General features: G+C 38.3%; 14 protein-coding genes. 6 read left to right on the plus strand and 8 right to left on the minus strand.

Features of this window, described 5'->3' with window-relative positions:
* Window positions 1–80: 80 nt before the first annotated feature.
* The 8 genes from DTW91_RS12990 to DTW91_RS05695 form a co-directional block, all read right to left on the minus strand.
* On the minus strand, window positions 81–1,334 hold the full coding sequence (locus tag DTW91_RS12990) for an RHS repeat domain-containing protein (protein ID WP_125202426.1): 1,254 nt from the start codon (window positions 1,332–1,334) through the stop codon (window positions 81–83).
* Between the two features lie 188 nt (window positions 1,335–1,522).
* The gene (locus DTW91_RS05665) at window positions 1,523–1,858 is read right to left on the minus strand and encodes a hypothetical protein (protein WP_125202427.1); all 336 of its coding nucleotides are present in this window, start codon (window positions 1,856–1,858) and stop codon (window positions 1,523–1,525) included.
* A gap of 71 nt (window positions 1,859–1,929) precedes the next feature.
* Window positions 1,930–2,274, minus strand: coding sequence for a hypothetical protein (locus DTW91_RS05670; RefSeq protein ID WP_125202428.1), 345 nt, complete (start codon window positions 2,272–2,274; stop codon window positions 1,930–1,932).
* A complete protein-coding gene (locus tag DTW91_RS05675) occupies window positions 2,271–2,654 on the minus strand; it encodes a hypothetical protein (RefSeq protein WP_125202429.1) in 384 nt (127 codons plus the stop codon). The genes DTW91_RS05670 and DTW91_RS05675 overlap by 4 nt, the downstream gene beginning before the upstream one ends.
* An 84-nt stretch (window positions 2,655–2,738) precedes the next feature.
* Window positions 2,739–3,236 carry a hypothetical protein gene (locus DTW91_RS05680; RefSeq protein WP_125202430.1) on the minus strand — a complete coding sequence of 166 codons (498 nt, stop codon included), beginning with the start codon at window positions 3,234–3,236 and terminating at the stop codon, window positions 2,739–2,741.
* 9 nt (window positions 3,237–3,245) lie between these two features.
* The gene (locus tag DTW91_RS05685) at window positions 3,246–6,896 is read right to left on the minus strand and encodes a DUF6443 domain-containing protein (protein ID WP_125202431.1); all 3,651 of its coding nucleotides are present in this window, start codon (window positions 6,894–6,896) and stop codon (window positions 3,246–3,248) included.
* 10 nt (window positions 6,897–6,906) lie between these two features.
* A complete protein-coding gene (locus tag DTW91_RS05690; protein ID WP_125202432.1) occupies window positions 6,907–10,266 on the minus strand; it encodes a hypothetical protein in 3,360 nt (1,119 codons plus the stop codon).
* A gap of 7 nt (window positions 10,267–10,273) precedes the next feature.
* A complete protein-coding gene (locus DTW91_RS05695; protein WP_125202433.1) occupies window positions 10,274–11,926 on the minus strand; it encodes a T9SS type A sorting domain-containing protein in 1,653 nt (550 codons plus the stop codon).
* A gap of 842 nt (window positions 11,927–12,768) precedes the next feature.
* Between DTW91_RS05695 and DTW91_RS05700 the strand changes: the two genes are divergently transcribed.
* The 6 genes from DTW91_RS05700 (at window position 12,769) to DTW91_RS05725 (ending at window position 17,014) form a co-directional block, all read left to right on the plus strand.
* Window positions 12,769–13,563, plus strand: a complete 795-nt coding sequence (locus DTW91_RS05700; protein WP_125202434.1) for a hypothetical protein — start codon at window positions 12,769–12,771, stop codon at window positions 13,561–13,563.
* A 23-nt stretch (window positions 13,564–13,586) separates the two neighbouring features.
* Window positions 13,587–13,937: a hypothetical protein gene (locus DTW91_RS05705; RefSeq protein ID WP_125202435.1), complete on the plus strand. Its 351-nt coding sequence runs from the start codon at window positions 13,587–13,589 to the stop codon at window positions 13,935–13,937.
* Window positions 13,934–15,403, plus strand: coding sequence for a relaxase/mobilization nuclease domain-containing protein (locus tag DTW91_RS05710; RefSeq protein WP_125202436.1), 1,470 nt, complete (start codon window positions 13,934–13,936; stop codon window positions 15,401–15,403). The genes DTW91_RS05705 and DTW91_RS05710 overlap by 4 nt, the downstream gene beginning before the upstream one ends.
* A 2-nt stretch (window positions 15,404–15,405) precedes the next feature.
* On the plus strand, window positions 15,406–16,059 hold the full coding sequence (locus DTW91_RS05715; RefSeq protein ID WP_031504716.1) for a ParA family protein: 654 nt from the start codon (window positions 15,406–15,408) through the stop codon (window positions 16,057–16,059).
* 62 nt (window positions 16,060–16,121) lie between these two features.
* Window positions 16,122–16,655 carry a hypothetical protein gene (locus DTW91_RS05720; protein ID WP_024565588.1) on the plus strand — a complete coding sequence of 178 codons (534 nt, stop codon included), beginning with the start codon at window positions 16,122–16,124 and terminating at the stop codon, window positions 16,653–16,655.
* Window positions 16,656–16,690: 35 nt separating this feature from the next.
* Complete coding sequence (locus DTW91_RS05725; RefSeq protein ID WP_024565589.1) at window positions 16,691–17,014, plus strand: DUF4134 domain-containing protein; 324 nt, start codon at window positions 16,691–16,693, stop codon at window positions 17,012–17,014.
* Window position 17,015 lies beyond the last annotated feature (1 nt).

Genomic DNA, 17,015 nt, shown 5'->3' on the forward strand with positions numbered 1-17,015 from the left:
TTGTTCAGATAATATCTTAATAATCTGAACTTCTGAAAATTTACTGTTTTTCATAGTCTTCCAAATTAAAAACTATATTTTTAAATATTCCTATTTTTGGGGAAGATTACAATACTACCATTTGCATTTCCGGAAATATTATTGTTTTCTGTTCCTAACCTAGCCGATAAGTTTGAAGATAAGACAGAAGCTTCACCACCTAAGTCAAAAGCTAAAGGAAGCGCTCCTGTTCCTGTATTATTTGTATATGACGCATTAATTAACGTGGCATTACTTTCAAATCCTGCATACTCTCCATTTTTATTATATCCTGTACTTAAGAATTTATAACCTGCAGTATTTTCATTATTATAAGTTAAGTTCATATTTGCATATCCTCCATTTGCCTTTCCTAAAATTGAAACTTCCTCAATATCAGTCTGTCTTAACCATTCCAATTGAGAAGAGCCCTCACTAATACTAGCAGCACCATAGGTTTTTCCATCAGAACCAACCATTGTTTCACCTTCATAACCTGGCTTAGGACAATCAGGACAATCAATAGCAAACATGCCATCCGGATCAATAAATCTTATTGGATTGTTGTAAGCGTACGTGTAAGTAGACCATCTTCTTGATTTCTCCGCCAGTGGATCAACAACACCCCATCTTCCCAAGTCCGGCATATACATCCTTGCGCCATAATCATACATTCCTGTTTCTTGTAGCTCCTTTCCGTTGTACTTGTAATTATACGGGATCGCCATCGGATCATACACAGAAGACTGACCAACAGGTTTTAAAAAGCTCATCCCGAAAGGATAATAATCGTTTCTGTCCCTTATTTCAAGAGCGCCTGCGCTGTTCTTTACATAACTTACTCTCACGTTGCCTAAGTGGTCTTTGTACTGGTAAATGTAACGAAAATTCTCAAAATCGTAATAGCCTTCCGCGGTGGGGAAAAAGGAAAGTATCATATTGTCTTCCACAGGCGGGTTTCCTGTATCGACAAGGGCGATTTCCCTATCCTCATCCCAAGAGAAGGCTTCTTCCTCGCCTGCCTTGGATGCGGACATTGTTTCATCATCCGGCTCTTCCAACGCCATACGGATGGGTTCGGTATTCGGGGTAGAATACTGGAAGCCGTCCAGATATTCGGTATTGATGGTGGTCGTACCCGAGGCGTTGCTGAGGACGAATTTCTTTTTAATTTTTACGCCGTCTGCCCTGTAAAAGTAATTGGTCACATTGGCATTCTGGGAGATCTGTTTCGGAAGATTCAAAAAGTTGTATGCAATGGCAGAGATCTTCTTGTCCGGCATTGCCGTCATATTTCCGTTGGCATCGTAGGTCATCGTTTGCCCGCCTCCTTCGTAACCGCTACTATTGCCCCAAGGTCATTTGTTCTTGACATAATTTTGCCAATTTAAGATTAATAATTATATCTTAAATACTCCAAAAAAATTGTACGGTTTTTGGGGAGCAGCATACTGGAGCGCCAGATGCATCAGGCAAATACTGTTGCTCTGGGGATTTTTATTCGCTACTCTTCCATCAGATAGTTTTTATAAAATTCATATTTGCCTAATTGGTTTTTCCTGTAAATTTTAAAAGATTCCGTATTTGCTTCTTTGGATATAGAATCACCTATCTTTAAAGTATCTCCTTTCGTATCTGTGTTAGTTATACAATAATCATCAGTATAATAAAATTGCAATGACTTATTTTCATAGTTATATACTTTAATAATTTTTGAATTTATTTTATTTTGCTCAAAATATTTACTGTTTAAATAAACATATCTGTATAAATAAAAATAACAAAATGCTATCATCCCTAACAAAATAGGAATAAATCGATAATATTTCAACGCCTTCATTTCTATTTTATATTATTTGATTTGGAAAATAGGTTTCACAACAGGTGTATACTGGTAATTTAATTGGGCATTTATTGCTGTAAATGTACTTCCTTGTTCATCGATCCTCTTGTTGCCGCAGATGCTCTTGCAACAGATGTTCCTTTGAACAGCTTTGAGAACTGAGATGCACTCAAAGGTAATGACTTTGATATTTTAAGACTATTAGCAGGTAGCAGGTTTGCTTTCACTGGATTAAAAGTTGTTGCAAATGCTACCGACCTATCACCTGCATTATATTGTCTTGTGCCATCCAAATTAGAATACACTTGAGATCCGGTTACTCCTGAAATACCTTTACCGCCTAATGCATTAAATGTGTCGATGGATTGTAAAGCTAAATAGTAATTGTTGGCTACATTATAGCCTAATTTCAATACAAAACTATTAGAATCAGCCCAATTTCCAAAAAACCTTTATCTCCATCCCATTGAGAAATTGTAGGAAGTGATTTATCTGGGCAACAATCATTGAGATTGTCAAGAGCAGCAATTCCTGCTTGATGTATATTAGAAAAGTTTGTTTCTGAGTTTTTAGTATTGTTGCTGCCACTATCCGAGCTATCTCCAAAATGAGTAACATTAATAGCAGCAGTTCCAGCAGCTATTTTTATACCCGCCAACCCAATATCCGCCAATTCATTTCCATTAGCATCCCTTTCTATTCCATCACCACCACTACTTCCTGAGCCAGACTCTCCACCTACTCCGCCACTGTCACCACCTGCAGATTCTCCACCTCTAAAATCCGGATTCATAAAACGGATAAAAGCGTATAATTAAGAATTTAATCTTCTTGATTTTTTCGAAAACAGAACAACAGTAAACCATTTTATTTATAATTATTTAATATTTTCTAGATAATATTCAAACGCATTTAAATAATCATTATTGAAAGAAAGTATTCTAATTTTATCGTAATCAATCCTTTCTTCTTTAATAAATTTTGCTTTTGTACTTAACAGATTTAATATAAAGGATTTTTCATTTAATTTTAAAATGTTTCCTATTAAAGAATAAGAAGAACTCTCCAAACCAATTTCTATTAATTTAGATTTTTGTACATAAAAGTATTTTATTATATCATGTATCTCGGTAAAATTATCATATTCTAAAAAATAGTTGCCTGAACTAACTTTATAGTTCAGAATATCAAGTTTCAAAACATCTTCTTTTTCTTCCTCAATGACTTTTATATATTTTTTATTGATAATATTAATCCCATCTAAAACATAATCTACAGGATTATATAAAATTATTATAATATTGTTATTTTCATATAACTTGATACCACTGACAGGATTTGGGTATCTACTGATTTTTATATTTACTAGTTTCATATTTTTATATTATTTATATCTTGTTCTTCTAGCATCTCCTTTTTCTCCTCCTTTGTCACGGCCTTTTCTTGATTGCCCTTTTTCGTGTTTAGTTTTTGTGCTAGGTCTTGCTCCTTTAGTATGTTCTGCTTCGTCTCCATAGGTTTTCTTTGCTTCTAGCACTTGTGCTGGGGTTGTAGCACTTCCATCAATAGGCGTTACTGTGCCACTACCAGGAACAGCAACACCATTTGTATCACCGTCATCATCTTCTTGAGTTTTAGCTAGTGGTGGAGCTACAAAAGAATCATCGCTTTTTTGCATATCCCCATTTAGTATTAAAGGGAGTGCCCATAATGATCTTGTAAGAACCGTTGTTAAGGCTGTTGTACTAATTTGTGGAATAACTACAGATTTTAAGGCGTCATTAAGTGTTAGAGCAAACACAGTAACAGTCGCAACTGTTGATGATACCACAGGCCTGCCCATAGCAATAAGTTTAACTTCTTCTATTACGTGTGGATTATTCTCTCCTCCAGGTTTATTGGGGGCAATTTCACCTGGGCAACACCCGGTTGTGACTTGGCTTCCTTTGCCTGAATCCACGCCTGATCCTTTCCCTGTACCTCCCTGTGCAAAGCTATCTCCGCCACCAGCTTCGCCCATTCCGCCACCGCCTTCTCCAGTTTCTCCGCCACCACCGCTGTCGGAAGATTCGCCCTCCATGCCAGTCGGATCTAAGAATTTAATAGGATTATTCCATACATAACTATAAGATTCTTTAGTGTATTCACCTCTTGGGTCTATTGTTCCAAACCGTCCCAAATCGGGCATATAGAATCTTGCCCCATGGTCATACATTCCCGTTTCTTGGAGTTCTTTTCCGTTATACTTGTAATTATATGGAATTGCCATCGGATCATATACAGAAACCTGCCCAAAAGGTTTCAGGAAACTCATCCCGAAAGGATAATAATCATTCCTGTCCCTTATCTCCAGATCGTTGCCATTTTTAACATAGCTTACTCTCACATTTCCTAGGTGGTCTTTGTATTGATAAATATAACGCAAATTCTCGAAATCATAATAACCTTCTGCTGTTGGGAAAAAAGAAAGAATCATATTGTCTACCTCCGGTGTTCCAGGGTCTACAACTGCCACAACTTGTCTTTCTAGATCAGGCGCAAACGCTTCCTCTTCTCCTGCTTTAGAAGCCGCCATGGTAGCATCATCCGACTCTTCAAGTGCTTTTCTTATTGGATCCGTATTCGGGGTAGAATATTGAAAACCGTCCAGATACTCAGTATTGATAATCTCTGTCCCCAATGAGTTGGTCAAGACAAATTTCTTCTTGATTTTCATACCGTCTGCCCTGTAATAGTAATTCGTAACATTCGCGTTCTGATTAATCTGTTTCGGAAGATTCAAAAAGTTATAGGCGATTGCAGAGATATTCTTGTCTGGCATTGCTGTGGTATTTCCGTTGGCATCGTAGCCCATCAGTTGTCCCCCTCCCTCGTAGCCACTGCTGTTGCCGGAAGCATCTGTGATATTGGTCACCCTGTTTCCTGTATACTGGTAGCCCAAATCATCAATGACGGTTGGGGTATAGCGCTTTCCTTGTGGGGAGACCCTGACCAACGTTTTGATATTTCCGTTGAGGTCATAGGTCAACGCTTCATCATTGGCATGGGTTTCCGGCAATGTGGTTCCGGGATCCTGATAATTGCCTTTCAGCAACCTGTTGAGACCGTCATATTGATAGCCATAGCGTTTCAGAGAAACATCCCTTGAGATCCAGTCCACTTCAGCAATGTTGCCGTTATATCTTGCTGCTCCTAATAAAGGATTTTCCGGATTATTATAGCGGATATTATAGCCAAACAACTTTCCACCTGTGAGACTGTAGAATTCATCAGCTTGACTATATATAATATCTCCGCTGTTGATGCCCGTCATCCAGCCCCGGATGTTGTAGGAGAGGTCAACTTTTTGTAGATAACTGCCGGAAACACCGCCTACTTTTTTCCAGTCCAGCTGTCCAATTTCATTGTAATGATTCTCTACCAGAAGTTCCTTGGAAGTTTTTCCAACAACCTCGTGAGTATGAGTCAGGAGACGGTTTTGGTTGTCATATTCGAACTCTTCTTGTATTACTAGCTCCGTATCTGCATTTCTTCTTTTGTGATAGGTATTTGTTTTCTTTGGAACCCCTGCAAAATCAAGCAGATTTTGGGTTTTTGTATAACCTCCCAAATGATTGATAGTGTGAAGGCCAATGATTCTTCCTTTCGTATCATACCAGACGTAATTCTTTGTCCATCCATTATTTTCAACATTGTTGATATAAGAAGCAGTAGGAAGGCCTTTTGGGGTGAGGTTTCCTGTTTGTGGAAGAACATCTTGTGAAAGAATGCTTGTCGGGATAGTTGGAGTTCCTGTAGGATAGGTGTCAAAATAATTAACTGACAATAGTTTTGTGATGGTATTGGGATAATTTTTTGCAGTATCATTATCGTAATATACCAAAACTCCCGGTTGTGCAAAACCAGAGGTTGTTCTTGCAACATTGTTGCTACTCTTACCATTTACCTGTCCTTGCTCAAAATTTCTTCCTGTACTTCCATAATCTTGTGAACTAGTGTAGATACCAGTATAAGCTACTCTTCCAAATTGATCGTATTTTGTGAAAAGCCACTGCTTATCAGCTCCAAGATTGGCATCCTGCGTCATGACCAATCTGTCCTGATTATCATACACAAAATATTCCCAGCCTTTTCCAGGAAGCTTCTTTTCCGCAAGACGACTTTTTTCATCATACCTATACTGATAACAAAGCTCATTGATATCTGTGCTTGTAGTAAGTAAAACATTAGTTGCATTTTTATTTTTATCCGAAAATAATGGAGACAAAACATAAGCTAGGTCGTGATATTCATTGTATACATAATAGGTATCAGCATTTTCCGTAGCACTTACTACTTTCCGTACTAAAACGATTTGTCCCAGTCTGTCCTTAAATTCAACACTGACATTGTTGTCTTCATCCGTTGTTATGGTTTTATACAATTGGTTAGCTGCATAAGAACCGGAAACACTCAAAGCACAACTAGTAGCACCATTTGACCAAGCGGTAACTGCACTGTACTTTTTGACTTCTCCGGCAATATTAAATTTATAATCAGTTGTTACCTTTTTATTGTTTACATTCCAATCGCCTGGTGCCATACTAGATAGCGGACGATTAAGTGGAGAGAATTCGATTTCATTTTTAGAGTAAAATGGTGCTGTCCCCCCATACAAAGGATTTCCTACAAATTCTGTATATGGCGTGGTAGCGGAAGAATATATACCGCCGTTTGTTGTATTTTGCTGAGGCATAGGTAGAAAATCCAACAACTGCCTTCCAAGTGCATCATATTCCACTTTGGTCACAACATCTTTTCCTAAGGGTGAGGCTTTGATATTGATCTTTTGCTTCTCTCTACCCAAACCGTCAAAATAAGTCACAGATTGTACTTGTGGAACAGAATTGCTGCTTACAGAAGTTTCCGCAAGATATTCTCGGGTATAGATATAGTTTTCTGTGTCTGATATATTGGGTGGTGGTATTGTTATATTTTGAGAAAAACCAGATACAAACAAAAAACCTGTGCTGATTAGGATATATATCTTTTTCATGTTTATGGTTTTATGGCTTGTAGTTGTATTTGTATTCTTTAAGGATTTTTATCACATCATTTCCTGATGAATTTTTCTCTTTTATGTATACCGATTGCAGTCTTTTGGAATCATCATATATATAATACTCTCTAATTCCGGATGGTGGGGTAACACTTCTCACTCCAACTAAAGGATCATACGAATAAGTGGTGATTTGATAATTGGCAAAATCAGTTCCCCTCCTTAAGTTGTCTAAAGCATTAATCAATGCTTGCTCGGTTTGTTCGGGAGTCACTCCCTGAACTGCAACATTATCATTTTCGGCAGCATTAACAACGGCTGTTACTAAAGAATTTGCTTTAATATCATAGAAGGAAGCTCCTTCTATTTTAGCTACAGGTGCAGTCTTATTATATCCCCAGATTACGGAAACAGGAGTACCGGATTCTAAAGTATATTGTGTTAAATTTCCTTTTATGTCATAAGAATTATAGGTAATTTTTCTATCTTCTTCCATAGCGTTTTCACCTTTTTTAAGATAGATGTATTTTGGCAATATCATCGCATCGTTTCCGGTATTAAACTGATCGTATACTATTTTAATCTCTGATGTAGGAAGATTATCCGTATAGTTTTTGGTAATAACAGCATCAGAAAGTCGATTTTTAGAAACCAGTCCCTGCATCATCGTATATTGCGGATCACTGCTTGCAATATCTTGAGCATATTTGTAAATCGTTTTTAAGGTTTCTCCTATACTTCCTGTGGTGGTACTTTCTGTACGATAGGTATGCTTGTAATCAGGTATGGAATACTGGAAAGTTTTTACAGTTTCGAGAGCATCCGCTCCATTGTTAGCATACTCTGTAACAGTAGTTTTCTTTTCTGGAATCCAAGAATTTGTCAATGGGAAAGTAGTATATTCGAACGTATAGCTTGTTGTCCCACTTCCAAATTTTGATATAGGGACAATTCCTAAACCATAACCCATTGCCCCATTGTATGGAATATCCGGGGAATATTTAGTGTTGAAATGTGCATCATACAAATACTCGTTGACTGTCTTTTTTACTAAATGATTCGTGGAATCAAATAACAATTCTTCTTCTAACAATCCCCGATCTAAACCACCAACCGGCCAGTTCATATTGAGTGGTGTACCGGGATCATGATATTGGATGATTCTCTCATTTTTAAATTTATATTCTTTACGGTATGAATTCGCAGGTGTTGCATAATCAATATAATGTTCCTGTACATAATCGTACCCTACAGGCTTCCCACGAACAGTAGTTGTCTGCCAACCGGGATTGTTGGAAACAATAACCTCCATTGCATAGTGGCCCTGATCACTTAAAGGATATTTTTGAGTAGATCTTGAAAGAAACATTTCTTCACCTTGATTGACACCACTGGTCTTAGTATAAGGCAGAGTGTAATTAGGGTTGGGTATTTTATAACCATACTCTCTGACAATTTTACCATTATTATTATCAACTGATTCAATTTTGCTTACTCGTATTGTCCCTGCTGTTTGTGTGTAAAGTGTATCAATAGGTGTTTTTATGGTATTTACAATATCATAATATGCAGAACATTTTACAGAAGGATAATTATCATCTCGTGTAATCCACAATTCGTAATTTCCCGGAGGGTCACTTCTTGTAAACGAACCAGACAATTGACCTGATGAAACAGTTGTTTCCCCTACTTTTCTAATGTTCCATGTACATCTGCCAATAGTTGTTGTTGATCCAGCATTAGGATTACCAACAAAACTTAAAATTTTAGTAGTTGTATTATCGGAAATAGTAAACGGAATCTTTGTGGTTGGATACGTATTATCGTTAGCATTGACGATTTGATAATCGTCTTCATAATTGTAGATGATTACAGGATTGTCACTAATGTCATATTCATCTGCTTCGTATTGTATTTCAGAATAGCCACCTGTAGGATAGGTTATCTTTTTCAGATTTCCTAACTTACCGTAGTTGATATCAGGTTCTTTGTTGGCTCCGTAATATTCAGATTGGAGCGTTACATAATCATATTTTGAAACTGATATTGCTCTTTTGCCATTTTCTTTCCCATTATATACTCCCCAAAAATCCTGATCATTAGAAATTCTTATAGGCAATTTTTTTCCGTTATAAGATTCATAATATTCAAGACTGAATGTTCCGTTAGTTAAGTTATCTTTAACACTTACTAACTTTAATCTCTTGTCTAAGCCTTTATTATATGCACTTGTATATAATCCGGTCACTTCTGAAGGAAGGGTTGAAGACAAAGAGGTAAAATAATCATAACTTAATGTAAAATCCTTAATAGTTTCATCTTTTTCATTTTTTACTACAACACCTGTAAGATATACCTCCCCATCAAGATCCAACCTGGGATTTGTGGTTCTATTATTATAGGTAAATAATATTTCCCCCCCTTTGAACTGGATTTCTGATAATGGATTATCTCGTAAATCTGTTTTGTTTATACATTTTTGAGGCAAGGGCATAACTGGTTGACCGGGAGGAAAATATCCCGAAATGCTTACTCTTTCCTGAGTTGTAATTGATGGGATAAACTTTGAATTTACTGTATTTGGATAACCTGCATATATATACTTAATTTCCTGATTCTTTGGAGACTTAATTTTTGAAATCTTAAAATCCGGATCATCAAAATCAAACTCTGGGTTTACTTCTACACAAGTATTTTTAGTTTTCGTTGAAGGGGTCTGATTAAAAAAAGTATACTGGAATCCTTTTTCATCTATAATAGTATTTGGATAACCATATTGGGCTGTAATCTTGGTTTGGTTATATGGCATTGGAATTCCAAAATTACCGCTAGGGTTTAAAATAAATTTTCCAGAGCCATTCAGAAGAGTATAAGTGTATATATCCGGTTGGATATCTCTGGGACCATTGCCGTCCAACCCTAATGCAGCCAAGGCAATTAAAACAGATGGATCATTGCCATTACCGCCGCTATTATTAGGGTAAAATCCTGTTGTAGGAATGATAGGTCTTGGAAATATCCTATCTTGAGTCCCTATTACTTGCTGTGAAAGTGAAGGACCAGTATTCAAAACCCAGCCTAAGCCTACCCTTGTTGCAAGCTGACCTACTGTTACACCAGTTGTGGTATATCGTAATTCAATTGGGATTTTTTCTCCTTCGAATTCAATAGTATATAATGGAATGGAAAAATCCGCAACTCCGGTATAATTTCCCGCAGGAATATCTACAAATTTAGATAGAGCCACGGCTTCCGGCGTCTTAGGATACAAATCGATACTATAATTGACCGGATTTGGATTTGACCCAGCTTGTGCATTCATTGCAATAGTCAATAGTAAGAAGCTTGAAGTAATTATTTTTCTCATAGTGTTTTTACTTTTTCACAATTTTGGTGTTCACGGATTTATTTGAAGTATTTGCAGTCACAATATAAACTCCTTGAGGTAAAGAAGAAGTATTAATTTTTGTTACAGCGTTTTTGGTTTTGATGGATTGCACCTGCTTCCCACTCATATCATGTAATCTGATTTCAGCTTCTTCTCCTTTTTGCAATTCAAAGTCAATTTCAACGTAAGCATAATCTTCAACAGGATTAGGATATATTCGAATGTCTTTTTTTTCTACCAAATCATCCAGTTTCTTATCTCCGAGTTTTAAAATTTTCCAATTTTCTTCGCCTAGTTGTTGCGCACTAGTTCCTGCAAGTAGAAAAGTTCCGTCACTTTGCAGTTTTGCGGAAACCAAACGCTCTTGTTGTTTTTTGGATTTTCCTTCAACATATTTTCTCCATTCCTCCTTGCCATTAACATCGATATAAAGCATCCAGAACTTCTCATCATCGGATTTTACTTTTTCTTCCGCTTGAGTGTAACCACCAAGCAGAAAACCTCTGTCTTCACTAAAATTATCCTTGTTGGTTTTCCTTATCACGTCCAGACTCATCGCCACATCACGATTTCCGAAATTGTAGCTTTTCTGCCAGATCTCATTTCCCGATTTATCAAAATTTATTGCCCATATATCCGTTCCCTCCTTCACATTCTCTTTCTTAGTGCCTGATGATTGACTTCGGCTTTCACCTACCACGATGTATCCATTCAGCGTCTTGGCAACCGTTTTCGGTCTGTCGTCACCACTTCCACCATAGGTTTTCTGCCACTCGACATTGATGTTCTTGTCCAATTTTATGATCCAGTAATCGCCACTCCCAAAATTGTCTTCGGATTTACCGATGAATGTTTTTACGGCTGAAGTTATTTCGGGTATCATATTTTCGTTTTGGGTAGTGCTATTATCAGCATTACCCATGTTGTCCGTTTTTCCGGAAGTGGAATAAACAAGCAAAACTGCACCTCCATCCGGAGTTGGGATCATATCGATGACTTCATCCAAAGCATTTCCGCCAAGTATAGTGGTTTGCTTTAATTTTCCATCTTCATCTAATTTTGATACAAATACATCTTTAGAACCGAAAAGTTTTTTGTTATCGTTGATATTTCCCGCAACAAAAAAACCTAAATCACTAGATTGGACAATTGCAGAAGCTTCATCATTACTCTTAGTTCCTATTGTTTTCTGCCAAAGTTCCTCGCCATTTTCTGAAATGCGAATCAACCAGACATCACTTCCGCCAAGATTGTTCTCTTTTTTATCTCCAGATTGGCTCGAGAACGAAGTTCCTAAAATGGCAAATCCACCTTCTTGGGTTGAAATGGATGACATTAAATAATCATGTCTCGTTCCCCCGAAATATTTTTCCCAAACCTGATTGCCTTGCTGGTCGAGTTTTACAATATGGTAATCATATCCCCTGTTTTGCTGTTGGTTTCCAATTGAGAGCTGCTGGCGTTTTTGATTGATGGAACTTCCCGACAAAAGAATCTGTCTATCGATCGTGGAAGTCACTGTTGTAAGAAAGTCCTGCGTGGAGGATTGGATGTCTTTTTGCCACAAGGTTTTGGTTTGCTGCGCTGTAGCAGTAACGACTCCTAGCAAACAGAATACACCAATAGATATATTTTTCATATTGTTTTGGTTTTTGTTTATTTTCTAAAGTTAACAATTTTTAAGAATTATACAGCAGTTTTATTTTTCTTAACACAAAAATAATTCGTTAAGACGAGAAAACTAATTTGCTACACTAAAAATCAAAAAAATAATCATCTGCAAAATTTTTCAGCCCTCATAAATCTTCCGAACCTTCTGGTAAAAAGTACACTCCCGAATAAACTACTTGAGAAAAATAACCACACGTTCAAAATCAACCTGGGTAAAATAGACCCACCCTCATTTTCCTAAACGATAAGCAACATAACAAAATTTCAATGGTAAAAAAAGGCATACCTTATTTCCCAACCTGCACCAAATAGACTCATTTTTTTCAACTAGGTGGGTAATTTAGCCACAAGTTATAATTCAACCTGCGTAAATCAACCATACCCTACTTTCAAACGTGGGTAAAAAAGTAGCACCTCAATTCTCCCTGTTTTTCGTATTTTTTTCCTTCCAAAGCATTTTATCTTTAAAATCCGCAAAACAACCCTAATATAAGCATTCGAGATAACTTTTCAGACCTCTGAAAAAATCAGTACAATTTTGTTGCAAGATGTGTCTTTGTACCCACAAACCTTTCAAGTTTTGGGACAAAGACGGTCTTGCCTTTTTGCAAAAGGGGAAAAAACGGCGGAACTTGTTTTTTAATTCACCAAATCGGGTTCAAGAATCTAAACTCGTCTAAATTATTCTTTTTTAATCTTCGGAGAATCTAAACTCGTCTAAATTGTTCTTATTTAGCCCACGCCCGATGAACACTATTGTTTTCACGGATTTGATGTCCCAATTTTGCAACAGAAATTTTAATCAAAAAAATGAAAACAACCCTTTATCTTCTGCTGACGCTTTTTGCAATTAAACTCAATGCGCAGGTCGGAATAAACACACAGACACCCGAAACTACTTTTGATGTAGTAGGAAAACCAAACGACACCTCACATTATGACGGGATAATCCCTCCAAGGACAACGGGCGACCAGTTGGCGAACAAGTTTTACACACAGGCAAAAAAAGGTGCGGTTGTATTTGCCACCGATCCGGCTTCCAATCTTTCGGGGCAGGTCATCAATATTTCAGAAGTTGGAATGTATTATTTTGACGGCAACATATGGCAGAATTTCGCAAAGGAGAATCAGCCTGTCGAATATAGAATCGTGCTCACCTTCGATCCGAACAGCACTGCCGCACTTACGGCAACTTCAACTTGGTCTGCCCCTGTAAACTATTCGGGAAATAGCCACGCCTATTTTACCTCCTCAAAATACTATACCATCGGAACCAAAAATTTCGGAGGATTAAAGGGAGCGGTTTTGTTCAGAAAAGTCCATGGAATCGTCAATGTTTGGTTTCAGATGTATAGGTCTTCAGATTCCGCGCCGATTACGGGAAACGCCTTCATCAGCATTGCGAGCATCTACAGCGACATCGGATACATTCCCAACCAGATCGTTTTACTGCATACGGAAAACTCAACGCAATTTTTTCCAGCCCTGTTAGAGAATTACAGCATCCAAATCCCACAAACCTCCCTAAACGCGATGTCCACATCCTACTACACCTACGGAGAAGTTCAGGGATACTCCAACTGGATCAAGCCTTATCTGCCATAATTGATGAATCAACAAAGTCCTTAATGGAAAAAGAAGACTACATAAAATTCAGAATATCCAAAACCAAAAAACAAGACTGGAAGAAAATATGCAAAGAGAAAAACCTCACGTTGACCGACTTACTGACGGCATCCGTTGAGAACAGAATTTTAGACAACGAAAGGAGACAGATACTGGCGTTCATTGAAAAACAAGACAACGTCTTCATCAAGATAGAGACCAACATCAATCAGGTAGCGAAAATTGTAAACGGACAAAAGTTCATGTCGGAATCAGAACTGAAAAACTTCACCGCAAAGCTTTCAGAAATCACCAAATTGAAGAAACATCAAAACCAAATCTTCAAAAAGATTTATGAAATGTTCGCAAAATGATTGTCAAGATTATATCTGCTTCAGGCTCAGATTTTCACGGCGTGCAGTACAACGACAAAAAGGTGGAGAAAGGAACGGGAGAACTGATGCTGATGAAAAACTTTCCCTCGTTCATCAATGGGGAAAGCAGTCCGGAGCAGGTTCGGGACTACTTCAAATCCATCTCAAAAAATGAAAAGGTAAAGAAACCCCAGTTCCACGCCGTGATTTCTGCAAAATATCAGAATCATGGCAAAGAGGAACTCACCGAGATCGCCAAAGACTTCATGCAGGAAATGGGCTACGGAAAACAGCCTTTCATCGTGGTTTACCACAACGACACCGAGAACAACCACGTCCATATCGTTTCCACAAGGGTTGACAAGCAGACTGGAAAGAAAATCAACGACAGTTATGAGCGGCTGAAAGCCCAAAAAGCACTAGCCGACCTACTGGAAAAACGCTACGGATTAAGCTCTGAGAAAAAATTAGAAAAACTGCTGAACTACCAAATCGGCTCACTCAGCCAACTGGAACTCCTGTTTGAAAGAGGCGGGTTCAAACTAACTAAAGACACAAATGATGAAAATGACTTTTCCATTCTGAAGAACGGGGTAAAACTTAAAACCATCTATGGTAACCAAATCAGTTTTACCTCCACTTCGGATAACGGTCGAAAAAGGCAGCTGAAAGCGATATTGAGCAAATATAAAGACCTCTGTTCCAACAAAGTCTTCAAGGTAGAGGACAGAAGGGCGCAGGAATCACTGCTACCGGAGGAAAGACAAAAGGAGCACTGCAAATCCAAGATTGAATTTGAGAGCGAACTCCAGAAAAAGTTGCGGGACATCTTCGGACTGGATGTGGTTTTCCACCACAAAGACGGACAGAAATCATTCGGATACAGCATCATCGACCATAAGTCGGAAAGGGTGTTCAAGGGAAGCGAGATCATGAAGATGAACGAACTGTTTGAGATGACCGATGACAAAATAGACAAGAAACTGTTTGAAAGCCTAAAGGACTACAATCTGGCGGACAATGTTTCAAAACAAATTTTAATGGAGCACCTGAAACACCAAAATCCCGAAAATGCAGTAAAGGAATTTATGCTTTTCGAATCCAAGAAAATAAAAAACAAAGAGGTTTTCAACTCGATAAAAAACGATGTAAAGGATTATGTCGAAACACAGAATAACAAGGATGTCCACCTCATAAAATCGGAAGAAGGAAAATATTATGCCGTCCACTCCAAACTGCACTATGTGGGATCATTGGAAAATGTAATTGGCGAGAAAGCCTATCAAAGATTCCTCAATCCAAGCCAGGAATTGGCATCGGAAAATAGAGATGAAAACCTTGCCAAGGAACTGGACAGAAGCATAGACGACCTGATTTTCCAATTCACCAAACCATCGGGAGGAACAGGGAAAGACCCTGCCGAAGAAGAGTTAAGAAAAAGACGCAAAAACAAAAAAAGAACATAAGAATGATCATCACATTTGCCACGCAAAAAGGCGGAACAGGGAAAACCACCCTCGCCATCGCTTTCGCCAACTATCTTTCCGGAATTACCACAAGGAAGATCAAGGTGTATGATTTCGACTACCAAAAATCCTTTTTCAACAAATGGAGGGAGGATGCGGACTCGGAACTGCCCAAACTGTATGACGTAGAAGTTATCGGCGAAGATGACGATGAACCGCCTTTCGAGGACTTGGAACAGGTTGTCGACCTGAAAGAAAGCAAAGACCTGTTCCTGTTCGATTTGGCGGGAACGCTTGACCAGAGATACAGCGATGTCTTGGTGTACAGCGACTTTATCATCATTCCCTTCGAGTATTCCGATGTTTCCGTAAAATCGACGCTGGTATTCAAAAATCTTCTTGGTTTATTGGAAAGCGAGGCGGAAAGAATCTTCATCCGCTCCAAATACGACAAAGGCTACAAATATCTCAACCAAAAGGAAATGGATATAGAGTTGGCAAAATACGGAACTCTGCTAGAAAATCCGGTGTTCAAAAGAAACTGCCTCCAAACCATCGACACCCGAAAACTCACCTACGAGCAAAAATACGCCGTAAAGAAGCCGTTCGACGAAATTATACAGAAGATCAGCGAGGTCAAAAAAGTTGCGCTTTAAGGGAAGACAAAAGGGACAAGAAAAAAGAATCCAAAAAACCACAAACCTCAAATACAACCATCATGTTAAAATACTCACTCATCCTTTTAGGAGCCTACTTTCTGTACTATGTCGGAAATATCGTGTACGACCTTTTCCTAAAAAAAGAGAAAACCATTCTGACCAATGTTGCAGAAGAATACTCACTCGGCGACTTTGCACAGGCGGAGAATGAGGAACCCACCTTGATCGGCATTGAGGATGTGGAAAATCTCAAAACCCCGAAATCGTTCCTAAAAAGCGAACCCATTCCGATTCCGAGACAGAACAATTTTGAAGACAATCCCAGTCTGGAAGAATTGAGGAAACGGTTTGAGGCGGAAGAGGATTTGGATGAGACGAGTCCAAAACAGCCCGAAACCAAACACCATGAAACTCCTCCACAGGAAACCGAAACCATAAAAAAGCCAGAAATTATTGAACCAATAGTTTCCAAGAAAAAAAATGATGCACAGAACAAGAAAGACCAATGGAAAGAATTTGTGAGCCTCTCGGAAACCAATGTGAAACTGGTGGACAATATTGAGGGACAAAAGGTTTACCATTCGACAATGTAACCAATATACCCATATAACTAACCTAAATTTTAAAAATGATGAAAAATTTTATCAGAAAAAACGTGTCAAAAAAGAAAGTTCTAACCCTTGCATTGGTGATGCTGGCGATGACCCCGATGCTTGCGCAGGGCGGAGCGACCGCCATCTCCAACGCCGCTTCCGACATTAAGGACTATTGGGATCCCATCAAGCTGATATTAAAGGCAGTCGGTGGACTCGTAGGATTTATCGGAGGCTTGAGGGTGTACAACAAGTGGACGAACGGCGACCAGGATGTCAACAAAGAAATCCTCGGCTATGGCGGGGCGATGATCTTCCTTATCGTGGTTCCGGAATTTGTAACCGCATTCTTTGCTTAAG

It is taken from the genome of Chryseobacterium sp. SC28, from assembly GCF_003932955.1.
Lineage (GTDB): Bacteria > Bacteroidota > Bacteroidia > Flavobacteriales > Weeksellaceae > Epilithonimonas.